Annotated in this window: 16 protein-coding genes; 2 read left to right on the forward strand and 14 right to left on the reverse strand. The window is 72.1% G+C overall.

The features are described 5' to 3' along the window. Nucleotides 1-105: 105 nt before the first annotated feature. The 3 genes from ACIQRL_RS32975 to ACIQRL_RS32985 all read right to left on the reverse strand — a co-directional run bounded on the left by ACIQRL_RS32975 (nt 106) and on the right by ACIQRL_RS32985 (nt 3,560). Complete coding sequence (locus ACIQRL_RS32975) at nt 106-1,578, reverse strand: FAD-dependent monooxygenase (protein WP_401338464.1); 1,473 nt, start codon at nt 1,576-1,578, stop codon at nt 106-108. Nucleotides 1,579-1,711: 133 nt separating this feature from the next. Further along, nucleotides 1,712-3,205 carry an FAD-dependent monooxygenase gene (locus ACIQRL_RS32980; protein ID WP_401338466.1) on the reverse strand — a complete coding sequence of 498 codons (1,494 nt, stop codon included), beginning with the start codon at nt 3,203-3,205 and terminating at the stop codon, nt 1,712-1,714. 205 nt (nt 3,206-3,410) lie between these two features. Continuing rightward, on the reverse strand, nt 3,411-3,560 hold the full coding sequence (locus tag ACIQRL_RS32985; protein ID WP_401338468.1) for a hypothetical protein: 150 nt from the start codon (nt 3,558-3,560) through the stop codon (nt 3,411-3,413). Nucleotides 3,561-3,972: 412 nt separating this feature from the next. On the opposite strand from ACIQRL_RS32985, the gene ACIQRL_RS32990 reads away from it, so the two are divergent. Continuing rightward, nucleotides 3,973-5,055: a methyltransferase gene (locus ACIQRL_RS32990; RefSeq protein WP_401338470.1), complete on the forward strand. Its 1,083-nt coding sequence runs from the start codon at nt 3,973-3,975 to the stop codon at nt 5,053-5,055. Nucleotides 5,056-5,210: 155 nt separating this feature from the next. Here the strand turns inward: ACIQRL_RS32990 and ACIQRL_RS32995 are convergent, their stop codons facing one another. From ACIQRL_RS32995 to ACIQRL_RS33040, 10 genes are all read right to left on the reverse strand, one after another. Then, entirely contained in the window at nt 5,211-6,731 is a 1,521-nt protein-coding gene (locus ACIQRL_RS32995; RefSeq protein ID WP_401338471.1) for an FAD-dependent monooxygenase, read from the reverse strand. 114 nt (nt 6,732-6,845) lie between these two features. Further along, nucleotides 6,846-8,372, reverse strand: a complete 1,527-nt coding sequence (locus ACIQRL_RS33000) for an FAD-dependent oxidoreductase (protein ID WP_401338473.1) — start codon at nt 8,370-8,372, stop codon at nt 6,846-6,848. Nucleotides 8,373-8,374: 2 nt separating this feature from the next. Beyond that, on the reverse strand, nt 8,375-9,319 hold the full coding sequence (locus tag ACIQRL_RS33005; protein ID WP_401338475.1) for an aromatase/cyclase: 945 nt from the start codon (nt 9,317-9,319) through the stop codon (nt 8,375-8,377). Between the two features lie 50 nt (nt 9,320-9,369). Continuing rightward, nucleotides 9,370-10,158 carry a 3-oxoacyl-ACP reductase FabG gene (fabG, locus tag ACIQRL_RS33010; protein WP_401338476.1) on the reverse strand — a complete coding sequence of 263 codons (789 nt, stop codon included), beginning with the start codon at nt 10,156-10,158 and terminating at the stop codon, nt 9,370-9,372. 12 nt (nt 10,159-10,170) lie between these two features. Continuing rightward, a complete protein-coding gene (locus ACIQRL_RS33015; RefSeq protein WP_401338478.1) occupies nt 10,171-10,440 on the reverse strand; it encodes a phosphopantetheine-binding protein in 270 nt (89 codons plus the stop codon). Nucleotides 10,441-10,501: 61 nt separating this feature from the next. Then, nucleotides 10,502-11,716, reverse strand: coding sequence for a ketosynthase chain-length factor (locus tag ACIQRL_RS33020; RefSeq protein WP_401338479.1), 1,215 nt, complete (start codon nt 11,714-11,716; stop codon nt 10,502-10,504). Beyond that, nucleotides 11,713-12,984 (reverse strand): beta-ketoacyl-[acyl-carrier-protein] synthase family protein, encoded by a 1,272-nt coding sequence (locus tag ACIQRL_RS33025; RefSeq protein ID WP_401338481.1) that lies wholly within the window; start codon nt 12,982-12,984, stop codon nt 11,713-11,715. The genes ACIQRL_RS33020 and ACIQRL_RS33025 overlap by 4 nt, the downstream gene beginning before the upstream one ends. Next, a complete protein-coding gene (locus ACIQRL_RS33030) occupies nt 12,981-13,310 on the reverse strand; it encodes a TcmI family type II polyketide cyclase (protein ID WP_387714484.1) in 330 nt (109 codons plus the stop codon). Before ACIQRL_RS33030 ends, ACIQRL_RS33025 begins: the two co-directional genes overlap by 4 nt. A gap of 258 nt (nt 13,311-13,568) precedes the next feature. After that, entirely contained in the window at nt 13,569-14,267 is a 699-nt protein-coding gene (locus tag ACIQRL_RS33035) for an antibiotic biosynthesis monooxygenase family protein (RefSeq protein WP_401338482.1), read from the reverse strand. 50 nt (nt 14,268-14,317) lie between these two features. Beyond that, complete coding sequence (locus tag ACIQRL_RS33040; RefSeq protein ID WP_401338484.1) at nt 14,318-15,790, reverse strand: FAD-dependent monooxygenase; 1,473 nt, start codon at nt 15,788-15,790, stop codon at nt 14,318-14,320. A 166-nt stretch (nt 15,791-15,956) separates the two neighbouring features. On the opposite strand from ACIQRL_RS33040, the gene ACIQRL_RS33045 reads away from it, so the two are divergent. Next, a complete protein-coding gene (locus tag ACIQRL_RS33045; protein ID WP_401338486.1) occupies nt 15,957-16,427 on the forward strand; it encodes a nuclear transport factor 2 family protein in 471 nt (156 codons plus the stop codon). 91 nt (nt 16,428-16,518) lie between these two features. Here ACIQRL_RS33045 and ACIQRL_RS33050 read toward each other — a convergent pair whose 3' ends face one another. After that, nucleotides 16,519-16,938 carry a pyridoxamine 5'-phosphate oxidase family protein gene (locus ACIQRL_RS33050; protein WP_401338488.1) on the reverse strand — a complete coding sequence of 140 codons (420 nt, stop codon included), beginning with the start codon at nt 16,936-16,938 and terminating at the stop codon, nt 16,519-16,521. Nucleotides 16,939-17,156 lie beyond the last annotated feature (218 nt).

Below are 17,156 nucleotides of genomic sequence, written 5' to 3' on the forward strand. Positions count from 1 at the left end.
GCCGCGCTGCGGACGCTGCCTCAGGCGTGCAATCTGCCGACAGCTCTTCACCTTCCTCGAACGAGGAGATCAGCCCGCACGGCAGATCACCGCTGAAGAACTCGCTCAAACGGCTCCGAACCAGCGCTCCAACGCCTCATGCGGGCCGGCCTCGTCCGGGGCGGCCCAGGCGATGTAGCCATCGGGGCGGACCAGCAGCGCGTGCGGGGCGTCCGGCACGGCCCCCTCGCCCTCGGCCCAGTCGCCGGTGACCGTGTCCACCCGGTCACCCCAGCGCGCCGCGGTGGCGCGCAGTGCGTCGGAGTCGGCCGCCGCGGGGGTCACGAACAGTACGCCGCGGGCCGGCTTGAGCAGGTCCCGCACGGTGGCGGGGCTGCCGTCGGTGAGCTTGAGCGGGGTGTCGGGGCGCAGCCGCAGGCCGAGCTGCGGATGGCTGCCCGAGCCGACGTCGTAGCGCACGTCGAGGCCGGAGACCTGGCCGGCCAGGTGGCGGGCCACCGCGACGTCCTGGACGAGTTCCTGCATGACCGCGCGCAGCGGCTCCATCTCCTCGCCGGAGAGGTAGAGCTTGGTCTGGGCGCGGGTGTTGCGCATGAGCAGTTCCCCGACCGGGTGCCGCTCGGACTGGAAGGTGTCGAGCAGGCCCTCGGGCGCCCAACCGTTGATGGTGGCCGCCAGCTTCCAGCCGAGGTTGACCGCGTCCTGCACGCCCACGCTCATGCCCTGCGCGCCGGCCGGCATGTGGATGTGGGTGGCGTCGCCGGCCAGGAAGATCCGGCCCTTGCGGTACTGGGCGGCCTGGCGGGTGGTGTCGGTGAAGGAGCTGATCCAGCGGACCTCGGCGTCGTGCAGGCGCTCGCCGGTCATGTCCTGCCAGGCGTCGGCGATGGTCTCGAAGGTGAGGCCGCTCTTGTCCTCCGGCGGCCGCAGCGACTCGTTGTGGATGACGATCCGGTGGACGCCGTCCTCCAGGTTGAAGGCCATGACCATGCCGCCGGGCACGCGCTCGCCGATGGGGCGCTGGCGTACGTCCGCCCCGACGATGTCGGCCATGTACATCCCGCGGGTGGGCTCCCAGCCGGGGAAGTCGATGCCGGCGAGCCGGCGGACGATGCTGCGCGCCCCGTCGCAGCCGACCAGGTAGCCGGCGCTCTCCTCGCCGCGGCCGGCGGGGCCCTCGTACTCGACGACGACGCCGTCCTCGGTCTCGCGGAAGCCGAGCACCTCGTGTTCGCGGCGGATCTCGACGCCCAGCTCCTTCAGCCAGCCTTCGAGGATCTCCTCGGTGCGGAACTGCGGGATGCCGCGGACGCTGAAGTGGTTGTCGTCCAGCTTGGAGAAGTCGATGTGGACCCCGCCGAAGTGGCCCTGGGCCCATTCGACGTCGCCGAAGCGCTCCAGCAGGCCGCGCTGGTCGAAGACCTCGGCCGCGCGGCGGGTGAAGCCCACGCCGCGGGACTCGCCGCTGGGCGCGGGGAGCTTCTCGAGGACGACGACGTCCACGCCGCCCAATTTCAGTTCGCCGGCGAGCGTCAGCCCGACCGGCCCGGCGCCGACGATGATCGCGCCCTTTGCCATGTCCTACTCCTCAAACATCAGAGCTGCCGCGCATGGGGCAGCGCCAGGTCGGCGGTGGTCAGGCGAAGAAGACCAGCAGGTACCGGCCGTTCAGCTCCGGCCCCTCCTCGGGGGCGCGGGCGGCCGGGGGGTGTCATGCGGCGGGCCGTCGGACGGCCGCGGGCGCCCCGAACCAACGGGTGAGGGCGGCTTCGAGGTCGCCGCCTGCCGGCGCCACCCAGGCGATGTAGCCGTCGGGGCGGACCAGCACGGCCTGTGGGGCGTCGTGGTGGTCGGCCTCCTGGTCGGCCCAGGCGCCGGTGATGACGTCCACGCGGTCGGCCCAGCGGGCGGCGAGTTCGGCCGGGCCGCCGTCCCCGTCCGAGACGATGAGCACGCCGCGGCCTGCGTGCAGGAGCTCGGCGACCTTCGTACGGCTGCCGTCGGCGCGCTCGACGGCTCGGTGCGGGGCCAGGCGCAGCCCCAGGAAGGGGTGTCCCTCGGCGCCCACGTCGTACTTGATGTGCAGGCCGGAGACGCGGCCCGCGAGCCGCCGGGCGGCCTCGGGCAGGGTGACGAGTTCGCGTACGACGGCGCGCAGCGGCTCCATCTCCTCGCCGGCGAGGTACAGCATCGACATGGAGTGCACGTCCCGCATCAGCTGCTCACCGATCGGGTGGCGCTCGGCGTGGTAGGTGTCGAGCAGGGACTCGGGTGCCCGGTCCCCGAGCACGGCGGCGAGCTTCCACCCGAGGTTGACGGCGTCCTGGAGACCGACGCTGACGCCTTGGGCGCCGAGCGGGGCGTGGTCGTGGGCGGAGTCGCCGGCGAGGAAGACGCGGCCCTTGCGGTACTGGGCGGCCAGGCCGGTGGCGTTGGTCAGGGCGCACATCCAGGAGGCGGAGGCGCCGTGGATGTCCTCGCCGGTCATGCGCTGCCAGGCGTCGGCGAGCTCCGAGAACTCCAGCTCGCCCTCGCCGTGGTGCGGGCGGACGCCGGGCTCGTGGATGACGATGCGGTCCACACCCGGCTCCAGGGTGACGGACAGCACCATGCCGCCGCCCTCGATGCGCTCGCCGATGGGCCTCATGCGCACGTCCGCGCCGACGACGTCGGCCAGGTACATGCCGCGGGTGGCCTCGTCGCCGGGGAAGTCGATGTCGGCCAGGATGCGCACGGTGGACTTGCCGCCGTCGCAGCCGATGACGTAGGTGCCGGTGGCCTCGGTGTACCCGTCGGGGCCCTGGAAGCCGAGGACCACGCCGTCCTCGGTCTCGGTCAGGGTGGTCAGGTCGTAGCCGCGGCGCACCTCGACGCCGAGCTCGTCGACCCAGCGGCCGAGCATGTCCTCGGTGACGGACTGGGCCAGGCCCATGATGCCGAAGTGGCTCTCGTCCAGGAGGGAGAAGTCGATGCGGACACCGCCGTAGTGGCCCTGCTTGCCCCAGCGGATGTCGCCGAGCCTGCCGAGCAGCCCGCGCTGGTCGAAGACCTCCGCGGTACGGCTGGTGAACCCGAGGCCGCGCGACTCGCCGCTGGGGGCGGGCAGCTTGTCGTAGACGACGACGTCCGCGCCGCCGAGCCGCAGCTCACCCGCGAGCATCAGACCGACCGGCCCGGCACCCACGATGATCGCGCTCTTTGCCATTTTCGATTCCTCCTACAGACGGTTGGTCCTCAGAAAAGACCAGGGGGGTCGAGGGGCGGTGCAGCGGGACCGCAGGATCGCTCAGGCGATCCTTGAGGTCCGTTCCTCACCCGCGCGAGGCAACTGCCGGTGCGCGGTGTGCGGCGGGGCCGCCGCCGGGGCGGTGGAGAGGGTGGTCACGGCAGCTCCTTCAGGCCGTGCTCCGTCAGCAGGTCGCGGGCGGACGCGAGTTCGGCGGCCATGCCGTCGACGAGCTGCGCAGGTGGGCGAGGAGCCGGTCAGGGGTCTCGGCCGGGTGCACGCCGGTCGAGTACGAGGGATGGACGCTGATGCCGTCTCGGTGGCGCAGGCGCACGGGCCTGCACCTCGGCGGGAGCGGTGGCCCGCTCGGGCGCGGCGCCGGCCGGGGCGTCCCCGGGCAGGGTGCACACGGCGCGCCGGTCTCCGGCGAGGGGGGCTCGGTACGAAGGGACACGGACGACCTCCAGGGGCGTCGGGCTGCGCAACGCGATGCCGGGCCAAGGATGCCGAGTACTTCGTCCCGAACGAACCGGTCTCCGGCCCACGTCGAGCGGCCGCCGAGCAGTTCTGGGCCGGCCGTCCGGCGGCCGCGGCGAGACTCCTGGGGCGTGCGAGGCGTGCGCCCCGCTCCAGATATGTGCAAGTCGCTTTCCAGGGCGGGTCTATCCCTCCTCCTTACCGTGGCGGGACGGGTCCCTTCCGGCGGTTGGGACAGAGTTCTCGCTCTTCTGCCATGGAGGAACCACATGCCCGCTGTGCCGCCCCCCGAAGTCGTCCGCGCCGTGGAGAAGACCCGGGCGGACCTGCAGAAGCAGGTCCGGGAGCTGGCCCCGCCCCCGTTCGCCCTGCTCGAACTGGCCATGGGCTCCATGGTGACCCAGGCCCTGTACGCCGCCGCCGAACTGCGCGTGGCCGAGGCCCTGCAGGCCGGTCCGCGACCGGTCGAAGACCTGGCCGCCGAGGTCGGCGCGGATGCCGAGGCGCTGGGCCGGGTGCTGCGCCTGCTCGCCTCCCAGGGCGTGTTCACGCGCCAGGACGACGGCCTCTGGGCGCTGACTGCGATGGCCGACGCGCTGCGCGCCGACCACCCGGTGACGATGCGCGACCTCTGCGTGCTGATGGGCCACCCGACGCACTGGGACGACTGGAACGGTTTCCTGGACTCGGTGCGAACCGGCGAGCCGAGCCTGCCGAAGCGGCGCGGAATGGGCGCCTTCGAATACCTCATGCAGAATCCGGAATACGGTGCGGTGTTCATCGGCGGGATGGGCAACATGTCCTCCACCGAGACCGCACCGGTCGTGGCCGCGTACGACTTCTCGCAGTTCGGCACGGTCCTGGACTTCTGTGGAGCCAACGGCGGGCTGCTGGCCGGCATCCTCAACAGCGCGCCCGACACGAAGGGCATCCTCTCGGACCCGCGCATCGCCGCGAACGGCGCTGCGGAGTTCCTGGCGGCGCAGGGTGTCGCGGACCGCGTGGCCCTGGCCGACGGCGACCTGTTCGACCCGGTGCCGTCGGGTGCGGACGCGTACGTCCTCAAGCACATCGTGCACGACTGGCCGGAGGAGCAGGCCCTGCAGATCCTCCGCAACGTGCGCGCCGCGATCAAGCCGGGCGGCAAGCTGCTGCTGGTGGAGATGGTGGTCCCGGAGGGCGACGAGCCGCACTCCGGGAAGCTCGTCGACCTGTGGCTGCTGCTGCTCGTGGGCGGCAAGGAGCGCACCCGGTCGCAGTACGCGGAGCTGGTGGCGAAGGCCGGCTTCAAGCTGGAGCGGGTCGTGGAGACCGCTGCGGCCGTCTCGGTCGTGGAGGCCATCGCGGTCTGACGCGCCGCCCCTGAGCTGCCCCGGTTCCGCGTTTCCCCCGACGCGGAACCGGGGCTTTGCGCGTGCCCGCCCCGTACGTCGCCCCCCCCCCGCATGCCGGAGCCCCCGCCCCGCCGGTCGGACGGCGGGGCGGGGGCTGCGGCGCCCTGGGGTGGTCAGGCGGAAGCGGCTCCCAGCCACCGCTCCAGCGCGGCCGCGAGCCCTTGCGCGGGCTCGCCGGCCCAGGCCACGTACCCGTCGGGACGGAGCAGCAGCGCAGGGACGCCGGCCAGTACGTCCGGGCCGTCAACCGGCTTGGCGGACACGGTGTGAACGTTGAGGCGGCCCTGCCAGCCGGCTGCCGTACGGCGCGCCCCGGCATCGTCGGCGAAGTCGAGCAGTACGGCCCGGCCCGGGTGCAGCAGTCGCGTGGTGCGCTGCTCGCCGTCGGCGCCGACCAGCAGCCGCGCCGGCATCCGGCGGCCGACCAGCGGGTGGGCGTCCTCACCTGCGCCGAGGTCGTAGCGGATGTCGAGGTGGCTGACCGCTCCGGCCAGGTGCCGCTTGACGTCGTCGTAGCGGACCAGCTCGCCGAACAGCTCGCGCAGCGGGTCCGACTCCGCGCCGCCGAGGAAGACGATCCCCTGGGCACGGGTGTTGGCCAGCAGGCGGCGGCCGACCGGCCACCGCTCGGCGTGGTAGGTGTCCAGCAGCTCCGCGGGGGCGTCGCCGCGGACCACGGCGACCAGCTTCCAGCCGAGGTTGGCCGCGTCCTGCACGCCGGTGCTCAGGCCCTGGCCGCCGGCCGGCAGGTGGATGTGCGCCGCGTCGCCGGCCACGAACACCCGGCCCCGCCGGTACTCGGAGGCCTGGCGGGTGGCGTTGGTGAAGGAGGACACCCAGTCGGCGCCACCGTGCGAGATGTCCTCGCCGGTGATGCTCTGCCAGGCTTCCGCGACCTCCTCGAAGGTGACGGTCCGCTCGCGGTCGTGCGCCGGCCGGCCGTCGGGGCAGACGATGATCCGGTCCACGCCCTCGGCGAGCGGGGCCGCCATCACCATGCCGTTGCTCAGGCGCTCGCCGAGGAACCGCGGCCGCAGCGAGCAGCCGGTGACGTCGGCGAGGTACATGCCCTGGGTGGCGTCGGTGCCCGGGAACTCGAAGCCGGCCGCCTTGCGGACGCGGCTGGAGCCGCCGTCGGCGCCCACCAGGTAGGCGGCGCGCAGCCGCTGCTCGTCGCCCTCGGGCGTACGGACGGTGATCTCGACGTGGTCCCCGTCGAGGAAGCCGCCGGCGAGCGAGACGAACTCCCAGCCGCGCCGGATGTCGGCGCCGAGTTCGGCGGCCCAGCCCTCCAGCACGGCCTCGGTCTGCCCCTGCGGGATGCCGCGGGCGCCGAAGTGGGCGCCCTCAAGGACGGTGAAGTCGAACTGGGCCCCGCCGAAGTGCCCTACGGGGCTGGTGGCGAGGGTCTCGCCCTGGCCGAACCGGGGCAGCAGCCCGCGCTCGTCGAACACCTCCATGGCACGGGCGGTGAAGCCCAGGCCACGGGACTGCCCGGTAGGCGCCGCCAGCTTCTCGATCACGACGACGCGAGCTCCGCCCAGGCGCAGTTCGCCTGCGAGCATCAGTCCGGTCGGGCCGGCGCCGACGACGATGACGTCGGTGTCCGCCACTGTCCCTTCGCTCCCTTGCATGGGCTGTCCTTCCTGGCAGTGGGGATCACTGGTGACTGGGTTGTGCGTGGGTGTGCGGCGGGGTGCGGACGTGCACGTGGGGGGATTGCGGACGTGCCCCCGCTCCGGGGACGCTCAGGGGGTCGGTGGGCGGGCCGGGCCGAACCAGCGGTCGAGCGCCTCGGCCAGCCCGTCCTCGTCCCGGCCCACCCACGCCACGTGGCCGTCGGGCCGTACGAGAACGGCCCCCGGCTCACCGGGGAGCGAGCCGGGCTCCGGGTCGCCGGCGACCGCGGTGACCCGGTCGGCCCAGCCGGCGGGCACCCGTACGCCGGTCCCGTCCACGTCGAGCAGCAGACCGCCGCGGGCGCGCAGCAGCTCGGCGGTGCTGCCGCGCTCGCGCCCGCCGGACCGCACGACGGTGTGCGGCAGCCGGGCGCCGAGCAGCGGGTGCGCGGGGCCGGGCACCGGGTAGCGCACGTCGAGTGCGCTGATCATCCCGGCCAGGTGGGCCCGTACCTCCTCCAGGCCGGTCAGCTCGACCACCAGCGCGCGCAGCGGCTCCACCTCGGGGCCGCCGAGCAGCAGCAGGGCCTGGGCCCGGATGTTCGCCAGGACCCTGCGGCCGACCGTGTGCCGCTCCTCGTGGTAGGTGTCGAGGAGGCTCTCGGGAGCCAGCCCGCGCACGGTGAGCGCGAGCTTCCAGCCGAGGTTGAAGGCGTCCTGCAGACCGAGGTTGAGGGCCTGGCCACCGACCGGCATCTGCCGGTGGGCGGCGTCCCCCGCGAACAGGACGCGCCCGTGCCGGTAGGAGGCGAGCTGCCGGGAGGCGTCGCCGAAGGAGTTCACCCACAGCGGGGTACCGCCGCTGATGTCCTCTCCGGTGACCCGCTTCCAGACGGTGGCGACCTCCTCGAACGGAGCGTCCGCGGTGCGCGGGCCGGCCGTCGAGCCGAACTCGTGGACCATGACGCGGGTGACGCCCTTGTCGTTGCGCCAGGCGATGGCCAGCCCCCGCTCCAGGCGCTGGAAACGCCGGTTGGGGATGTCGATGCCCTCGACGTCGGCGCGCAGCAGTTCCCGGCCGGCGTCGTGGCCGGGGAAGTCCACCCCGGTCAGCCGCCGTACGGTGCTGTCCTCGCCGTCGCAGGCGACCAGGTAGCGGGCGCGCAGCCGCAGGACTCCGTCCCGTCCGACGGCCTCGGCCTCGACGTACTCGCCGACCTCGCCGGCAGCGACCAGTTCGTGGCCGCACCGGATGTCGACGCCGTGCGAGATCGCCCACTCCTCCAGGACCGCCTCGGTCTTGGTCTGCGGCACCTTCCACTGGCCCGGGTGGGTGCTGGGCAGGGTGAGGTCGAGCGGGAGGCCGCCGAAGTGGCCGCGCGGCTCGTGGGGCGGCGTGCCGACGTCGGGCAGCAGTTTCCGCGCGTCGAGGATCTCCATGGTACGGGCGTGCAGTGTGGAGGCCCGGGACTCGGTGGACGGGGCCTTGCGCTTCTCGACCACGACCACGTCCACGCCGCCGCGTGCGAGTTCGGCGGCGAGCATCAGCCCGACGGGTCCGGCACCGACGACCAGGACCTCGGTGCCGAGCCGGTCCGGGCGGCCCGCGCCGCCCGGTGCCGGTTCGGCACCGCCCGTTGCAAGGTCGGGCGCCATGCTCAGGAGGCCTTCGACTCGGCGTAGGCCTTCGCGTGCGCGAGGGTGGCGCAGCTGTTGGTGGACAGCGCCGTGTGCACGTACGCGCGGGCGTCGGCGACGGTGGCTTCGTCTCCGAGGATGCGCGCGATGTTCTCCGTGTTGAGGCTGACGGTGTGCTGCGAGGATGCGGCGGTGCCCTCGTCGGTCTCGACGAACGTCCACTCGCCGGTGTGCAGGGTCATCAGCGCCGGCAGGGTGACCTGCTTGTAGGCGATCTTGTCGTGGGGGAAGACCACCCGGTACGACTTGGTGGTGTGCACCGAGCCGTCCTTGGCGCGGGTGTCCATCTCCAGCTCCTGCAGGCCCGGGGTGTCCTCCTCGAGGCGCACCACGGCCACGTGCGGGAGCCGCTCGGCCCACAGCTGGGCCTCGTTGATGAAGTCGAACACGTCCTTGGCGGAGCCCGCGACCTGGACGGTGTCGGTGAAGGAGAAGGTCAGCTCCTCGGTCTCCGCGGCGTGCGCCGCCTCGACGTTGACCTTGAGCGCGGCCAGCTCGGAGGTGCTGTTCTTGTCGACCGCCTGCGCGATCCACAGCAGGTCGTGCGCGTCGTCGTTGATGGCGCTGTAGTCGTGCAGCAGCCGGACGCGGGACTCCGCCTCGCCGAGCGGCTCGATGATCCAGGTACCGCCCATGTGCTTGACGGGCTCCGCCGGGACCTCCTGGCGGAAGGTGATGCGCAGGCCCGCCGGGTCCAGGGTGCGGCGCGAGGTCCAGTTCTTCGGCCGGCCGTTGGCGGTCGCCCAGATCCGGATCTTCTCCTCGGCGTCCCCGGCCTCGACCTGGTCCACGTGGATGGTGGGCGGGAAGATGTGCGGCCAGTTGCTCACGTCCGCGAGCAACTGGTACACGGCGGCGGCCGGGGCGCCGACGGTGATCTCGTGCTCGACCTCACGCGTGGTCATGACGGGTTCTCCTCAGGTGGTGTTCGGGGGGTGCGTGGGGGCGGGCCCTGCTAGAAGTTGCCCAGGCCGCCGCAGACGTTGAGCGCCTGCGAGGTGATGGAGGCGGCGGTGTCCGAGGCCAGGTAGCCGACCAGGCCGGCGACCTCCTCCGGGGTGGAGTAGCGGCCGAGCGGGATCTTCGCCTGGAACTTCTCGAGGATGGCGTCCTCGGAGGTGTCGTAGGCGGCCGCGTAGCCCTGGCGGACCTTCTGGGCCATCGGGGTCTCGACGTACCCGGGGCAGACCGCGTTGACGGTGATGCCGGTGGGGGCCAGCTCGTTGCCCAGCGCCTTGGTGAAACCGACGACGCCGTGCTTGGAGGCGGAGTACGGAGCGCCGAGGACGACGCCCTGCTTGCCCGCGGTGGAGGCGATGTTGATGATCCGGCCGCGGTCCTTGTGCCGCATGCCGCCGGTGCTGAGCACGGCGCGGGTGACGCGGAAGACGCTGTTGAGGTTCGTCTCGATGACGTCCTGCCACAGCTCGTCGGTGATGTCGGCGGTCGGTCCGCCGCCGGACCGGCCGGCGTTGTTGACCACGACGTCGACGGTGCCGAAGCGGTCGACGGCGGCCTGGACGAAGGCGTCCACCGAGGCGGTGTCGCGGACGTCGACGACCGCGCCGTCCACGTCCAGGCCCTCGGTCTGGAGCTCCTTGACGGTGGCGGCGATGTTGTCGGCGTTGCGGGCGCCGATGAACACCTTGTGGTTCTGCGAGGCGAGCAGACGCGCCGAGGCGAGGCCGATGCCGCTGGTGGCGCCGGTGACGACGGCGACCTTGGGGGTGGCGTGCTGGGTCATGTCCGGATCCCTTCAGGCAGCCGTGGCAGGCGCGAGCTGTATGTTGACGACGTCGATGAAGGTCCGCGGCGTGTGCGCGTCGTTGACGGCCTCCTCGTCGAGGGAGATGCCGCACTCGCGCTCGATGAGGCTGCCGGCCTCCAGCAGGGCGAGGGACTCGTAGCCGAGCACGTCGAACTCGGTGTCGAGGATGTCGCCGTCCAGGTCGACGCCCTCGGCCACGCCCGCGGCCTCCTTCAGGATGCGCTTGAGGTCGTCGAGGGTGAACGCCTTGGTGGCCATGGTGGAGTCCCTTTCATCATGATGCTGCGTGGGTGGTGGCGTAGGTGCGGACGAGGCCGCCCTATTCGGCGGCGCGCACGACCATGGCGGAGTTGAACCCGCCGCTGCCGCGGGCCAGGACCAGCGCGCTGCGCACCGGTGCCGGGCGCGGCTGGCCCAGGACCAGGTCGAGCAAGTAGTCCGGGCACGGGTCGACGTGCACGGTGGGCGGGATGATCCCGTCGCGGATGGCGAGGAAGGCGGCGGCCAGGTCCAGCGGGGCCGCGCCCGAGTACAGGCGTCCGGTCATTGTCTTGGGCACGGTCACCGGGACGGCCCGGGCTCCGAAGACGGCGGTGATCGCCTCGGCCTCGATGCGGTCCGGCTCGGGGTCGCCGGCGCCGTCGGCGAAGACGACGTCGATGTCGCCGGAGTCGACGCCCGCGTCGGCGAGGGCGAGCTCGATGGCCTTGCGCAGGCCCGGCTCGCGGCCGCTGCCGGGCCTGGGGTCCATCGTCGAGCCGTGGCCGGCGATCTCGCCGTAGATGCGGGCGCCGCGGGCGCGCGCCGCGTCGGCGTCCTCGGTGATGAGGATCGCGCCGCCCTCGCCGGGCACATACCCGCGGGAGTCGCGGTCGAAGGGCAGGTAGGAGCGGGCGGGCTCGTTGCTGGTGGACAGTTTGCCGGTGGACAGCTGGGCCACCCAGCCCCACGGGCAGATGGAGGCGTCGACGGCTCCGGTGACGATCAGCGAGGTGCCCTTGCGGATCTGGCGGCGGGCGTGGGCGACGGCGTCGAGGCCGCCGGCTCCCTCGCTGACCACGACGCCGGCCGGGCCCTTCATGCCGTTGCGGATCGAGATCTGGCCGCTGTTGACGGCGTAGAACCAGGCGAAGGACTGGTACGCCGAGACGTACTGGCTGCCCCGGCCCCACAGGCTCTGCAGCTCACCCTGGCCGAACTCGAAGCCGCCCGCGGCCGAGGCCGTGATGACGCCCATGTCGAACCCGGACATCTGCGCGGGGTCGACGCCCGCGTCCTGCAGCGCCCAGTCCGTGGCCACCAGCGCGAGCCGGGTGACCCGGTCGGTCTGCGGCAGGATGCGTGAGGGCAGGTGGTCCTCGGCGACGAAGCCGGGGACCTCACCCGCCAGGCGGGCGGGGTAACTCGACGGGTCGAAGCGGGTGATCCGGCCGATGCCGTTCTTCCCGCCAAGAGTCGCCGACCAGTAGTCCTTGACACCCAGCCCGTTGGGGGAGGCGATGCCGAGGCCGGTGACCACTACCGACGCGGTCATACGAGGTTCCTTTCAGGGCTGGCCAGCACCATGGCGCTCTGGAAGCCGCCGAATCCGCTGCCGACCGTGAGGACCGCGTCGACCAGCTGTTCCCGCGCGGTGACGGGGACGTAGTCGAGGTCGCACTCGGGGTCGGGCGTCGTCAGGTTGGCCGTGGGCGGTACGAGGTCGTACTCCATGGCCAGGGCGGACGCGGCGATCTCGATGGAGCCGATCGCGCCGAGCGAGTGCCCGACCATCGACTTGATGGAGCTGACCGGCGTGCGGTAGGCGTGGCCGCCGAGACTGCGCTTGAAGGCGGCCGTCTCGTGCCGGTCGTTCTGCTTGGTGCCCGAGCCGTGCGCGTTGATGTAGTCGATCGCCTCGGGGTTCATGCGGGCCTCGCCGAGGGCGATGTTGATGGCCTCGGACATTTCCAGGCCATCGGGGCGCAGGCCCGTCATGTGGTACGCGTTGGAGCGCGTGGCATAGCCGGCGATCTCGGCGTAGATGTGCGCGCCGCGCTTCTTGGCGCTCTCCAGCTCCTCCAGCACGAAGAAGGCGGTGCCCTCGCCCAGCACGAACCCGTTGCGGGTGCCGTCGAAGGGGCGCGAGGCGCTGTGCGGATCGTCGTGGCGGGGGGTGGTGGCCTTGATGGCATCGAAGCAGGCCATCGTGATCGGGGAGATCGGGGCGTCCGAGGAGCCTGCGATCACCACGTCCGCCGACCCCTCGCGGACCAGCTCGACGGCGTAGCCGACCGAGTCGAGGCCGGAGGTACAGCCGGTGGAGACCACGGTGGAGGGGCCCTCGGCGCCCACGGCCCAGGCGACCTCGGAGGCGAAGGAGCTCGGCACCATGTGGTTGTAGAGGTGCGGGACCGCGTAGGCGTGGTCGACCAGGTCGAGCCGGCCGCCGTCACTGACGACCCGGTACTCCTCGTCGAGGCTCATCGTGGCGCCGACCGCGGAGCCCACGGTGACACCGATGCGGTGCGGGTCGATCCCGCCCAGCTCGATGCCGCTGTCGGCGACCGCGCCGCGCGAGGCGACCACCGCGAACTGCGCGGTCCGGTCCAGGCGGCGCACCTCCTGCGCGGTCAGCCCGTGGGCGTACGGGTCGAAGTCGATCTCGGCGGCCACCCGGGAGCGGAAGGGCGCGGGGTCGAAGAAGGTGATCCCGCGGGTGGCGGTGCGGCCCTCGCTCAGCAGGTTCCAGAACCTCTCCTTGCCGACACCACCGGGGGCGAGCACCTCGATTCCGGTGATGACGACGCGTCGGCGGGTCATGCGGACGCTTCCCAGTTGTAGAAGCGTGCGGCCATCGCGTCGGCCGGTGAGCGCCAGGTCTTGGGGTCGTAGGCCTCGATGAAGGGCTTGAGGTCCTGGCTGATCCCGACGAAGCGCGGGTCGCCCTTCGCCTGCTCGATCAGCTCGCCTCCGTTGTCCTCGTCGAAGTCCTGGAGGTGGAAGTACAGGCCCCGGTACGAGAACAACTGGCGGCGCCGCGTTCCCATGCGCTGGGGCATGTCCGTCGCGTCGAATTCGGAGAACAGCTTTGCCACATCGGCGGACGAGGCTGCTGCCATCCGGGCGACAATCAACGTGCTGTGCATAAGGTTTGGCTCCTCAGCGTGTGCGCGGGAGAGCGCGGTGCAAACGCGGGCTGTGTGGCGGCCTGAATTCGCCACTGGCTTGACGGTCCCGCCTGGCGATAGCGCGCCGCACGGGGGATTCTCGAATTCCGCCGGAGCGGGTGCACAGTGCGCCTTCTCGTGGATGGGGGGCACGTACGCGGGACGCCCGGCGCCCTGAGCGGGGTGCCGGGCGTCCAGGGCATTGCGGTCCCGTCGCGCCGTGGAAAGCGCGCCGGTTCACTCGCCGGCGGAGCGGGAGTGCACCACGGTGTACGAGTTGATGTACGGGGCCCCGGTGGAGACGGCGCGGACACGGTTCTGGGCCTCCTGGCGCGCGGCGGACTGCTGCTCCGGGGCCTGGTCGCGGTAGGAGTCGTAGGCCTCCTTGCTGTCCCACTGCGAGTAGGAGACGACGAACTTGCCGTCCAGGCCGCGGGCGCGCAGGCCCTTGAGGACCACGTGCGAGCGGAAGCCGGGGACCTCGGCGAAGAAGTCCTGGCCCTTGCCGAGGGCGTCGATGGCCTCGTCCTGGCCGTCGTCGGTCACGGAGAAGACGCCGAGGACGGTGTAGTCGTCGCGGTGCGGGCCGACCTCGACCTTGCCGTCGAGGGCGTCCGAGGTCAGCGTGTAGGCGACCTCGTTCTGCAGCAGCTTGATCGAGGTGGTGATCTCGCCGAAGACGGGGAGGGTGCGGTGCTTGAACTCCTCGCCCTCGTATCGCCGCTCCAGGTCCTCGCCGCTGCGCCACTGGATGAAGTTGGCGGTGCCCAGGCTGTCGACGCCCGCGTGCACGGTGCTGTTCATCCAGCCGTCGTACGTCGCCGCGTCGACGATCTTCCGCATCTCCTCGATCAGGCTGTCCTGCTTCTCAGGCGTGTCGGTGGTGAAGAGGTTGAGGACGGTCAGGTGCTTGTCCTCAAGGGAGATGAAAGGCATTCTTCTTCGCTTCCTGTGGAGGGTACGGACGGAGCGGGACGGAAAGGCGCTCAGCCGGCGGGACCGAACCAGCGGGTGAGAGCGTCGGTGAGGCCTTCGGAGCCGGCGCCTTCGGGCGCGAGCCAGGCGACGTAGCCGTCGGGGCGGACGAGGATGCCGTCCACCGGGGCGTCGCAGTCGGGCTGGTCGGCGCGGACCACCTCGACGCGGTCGGCCCAGCCGGCGGCCGCCTCGCGCAGGCCGTGGTCGCCGCCGAGTTCGAGGAGCACGGCGCGGCCGGCGTTCAGCAGCGCGAAGACCGAGGTCTTCTCGCCGTCGACGACGAGTTCCCGGTCGGGCAGGCGCCGGCCGAGCAGCGGGTGGTCGCCCGCGCCGACGTCGTGGCGGATGTCGAGGCCGGTGACCATGCCGACGAGGTGGCGGCGGACCGATTCGTGGTTCTCCACCAGCTCGGTGAAGACCTCGCGCATCGGGGTGATGTCGTCGCCGCCGAGGTAGAGGATGCGCTGGGCGAGCGTGTTGGTCAGGATCCGGGCCCCGACCGGGTGCCGTTCGGCGTGGTAGGTGTCGAGCAGGCCCTCGGGCGCCCGGCCCTGGATGTCCAGGGCGAGCTTCCAGCCGAGGTTCACCGCGTCCTGGACGCCCGCGCTCATGCCCTGCGCGCCGATGGGCAGGTGGATGTGCGCGGCGTCACCGGCCAGGAAGACCCGGCCGCGCCGGTACTCGGCGGCCTGGCGGCTGTTGTCGGTGGTGGAGCTGACCCACAGCGGCGTGGCGCCGCTGATGTCCTCGCCCGTCAGGCGCTGCCAGGATGCGGCCACCTCCTCGAAGGTGATCGCCTCGGGGCTCTTGCGCAAAGGCTCGGCGCTGTCGAAGTAGATGACGCGGCTGCGGTCCGGGCCGATGGGGATGACCATCACCATGCCGCCGGGGACGCGCTCGCCGCTGAAGCGCGGGCGCAGCGGTACGCCGGCCACGTCCGCGAAGCGCAGCTCGACGGCCGACTCGGTACCGGGGAAGTCGATGCCGGCGAGTTTGCGCACGATGCTGCGGGCGCCGTCGCAGCCCACCACGTAACGGGCGCGCAGGGTGAGGGTGCCGTCCGCGCCCTGCGCGGTGAGCGTCACGCCCTCGGCGTCCTGGGCCAGGCCGGTGGCCTCGACGCCGCGGCGGATCTCGGCGCCCAGTTCGCGCGCCCAGCCGCCGAGGACGCCCTCGGTACGGGCCTGCGGGATGCCGCGGGCGCCGTACGAGCCGCCTTCGAGCACCTGGTAGTCGAGCGGGACGCCGCCGAAGTGGCCGACCGGAATGACGCCGACCTCGCCGAAGCGGGCGATCAGGCCGCGCTGGGCGAATTCCTCGATGGTCCGCGCAGAAAAGCCGAGCGCCCGGGATTCCATAATCGGCTCGGCAAGTTTGTCAAGGACTGTCACCGAGGCTCCATTGAGCCTCAACTCGCCCGCGAGCATGAGTCCGGTGGGCCCGGCTCCCACGACAATGACATCTACATCAAAGGTGCTCATCCCGCCTCTTCCCACTGGTGTTCGGCCAGTATCACGAGGGCCCGGGCGGGGCGTAAAGACGGATTGATACAGACCTTCGACAATCAATGACAGAAAAGCGTCAGCAATGTCAGATCTTTGTCAGGCGGGGTTGCCCGGACGGGACGGGCCAGGCGCATTCTCAAGGATGACCTCCACCGAAACCCTCGAGGAATCCGGCACCGCAAGCCTTCTTGTGGCGGCCCTTTTGAACCGCTATCTGGTCTCCCTCGACGACGAAGAGCTCGACGACGCCTGGGCGGCGGAGCTGTTCACCCCGGACGCGGTGGTGGCCTTCCCGCCGATGAGCCGGCACGAGGGCACCGAGGGCATGGCCGGGTTCCACCGCAAGGCCCTGTCGTCCTTCGCCGTCACCCAGCACCTGGGCTCCCCGGCCGTGGTCGTCCTGGACGGGGACCGGGCCACCCTCCGCGCCAACCTGATCTCCACCCAGGTGCACCACCCGCGCCATGTCCCGCCGCAGGGCGTGCTCGCGCCGCTGTTCACCACCGGCACCTTCGTCAACGGCGAGGCCCTGCGCACCCCCGTCGGGTGGCGGCTGACCCTGCTGTCCTTCCGCCTGCTGTGGGCGGACGGCACTCCTCCGCCGGTCGCGTAGGCGCGCGCGATACGGGTGAGCGCGCGGCGCAGCCGGGAAGGCTGCCGCCGCGCGCTCGGGTGCCGGGGCCGCGGTGGTGCGCAGGTACTGCTCAGGTGTTGAGGGTCAGTACCCGGTCGACCTCGATCTCGATCACCACCCGGCCGGGCGGGTTCGGCGGCGCCGACCGGTACCGCTTGGCGTACCGCTCGGCTCCCTCGGCCACCCGCTCAGGTTCGCGCACCACCGTGCCGGAGCCCTCCAGCGTGACCCAGGTGAAGCCCTGCACCTGGCAGATCGCCACCCGGCCGCCGGGGTCGGTCAGCAGGTTGCGCGCCTTGCGCGAGGAGGCGACGGTCATGACCCGGACAAGGCCGGCCGTCCCGTCCCAGGTGAACCGTACGGGCGCCGTGTGCAGTGTCCCGTCGGGCCTGACGGTGGTGAGCACGCCCACGTGCCCGGGGTCGTTGAGAAACGCCTCGGCCGAGGGCGACACCTGCGGTGCGCCGGCGCGCTGCTTCGACAGCGACATCGGGTGATTCCTTTCTTTCGCTGGTGCTCGACGGCCGCGGCGAGGCCGGCGGCGCTGTCCCGCACGGGGGCGGACCCGGCAGCGGCCGAACCGGTCCGCCAGGCGGCCCGGGTCCGGGCAGGCAGCGTGCAAAAGACCGCTCGGCCGGGGCTGGAGCGGCGCTACGCGATGGATCGAGTTCCGCTCGGAACCGTCCGGTTTCGGCCATGGGCCACCCG

The organism is Streptomyces sp. NPDC091209 (assembly GCF_044757755.1).
Lineage (GTDB): Bacteria > Actinomycetota > Actinomycetes > Streptomycetales > Streptomycetaceae > Streptomyces.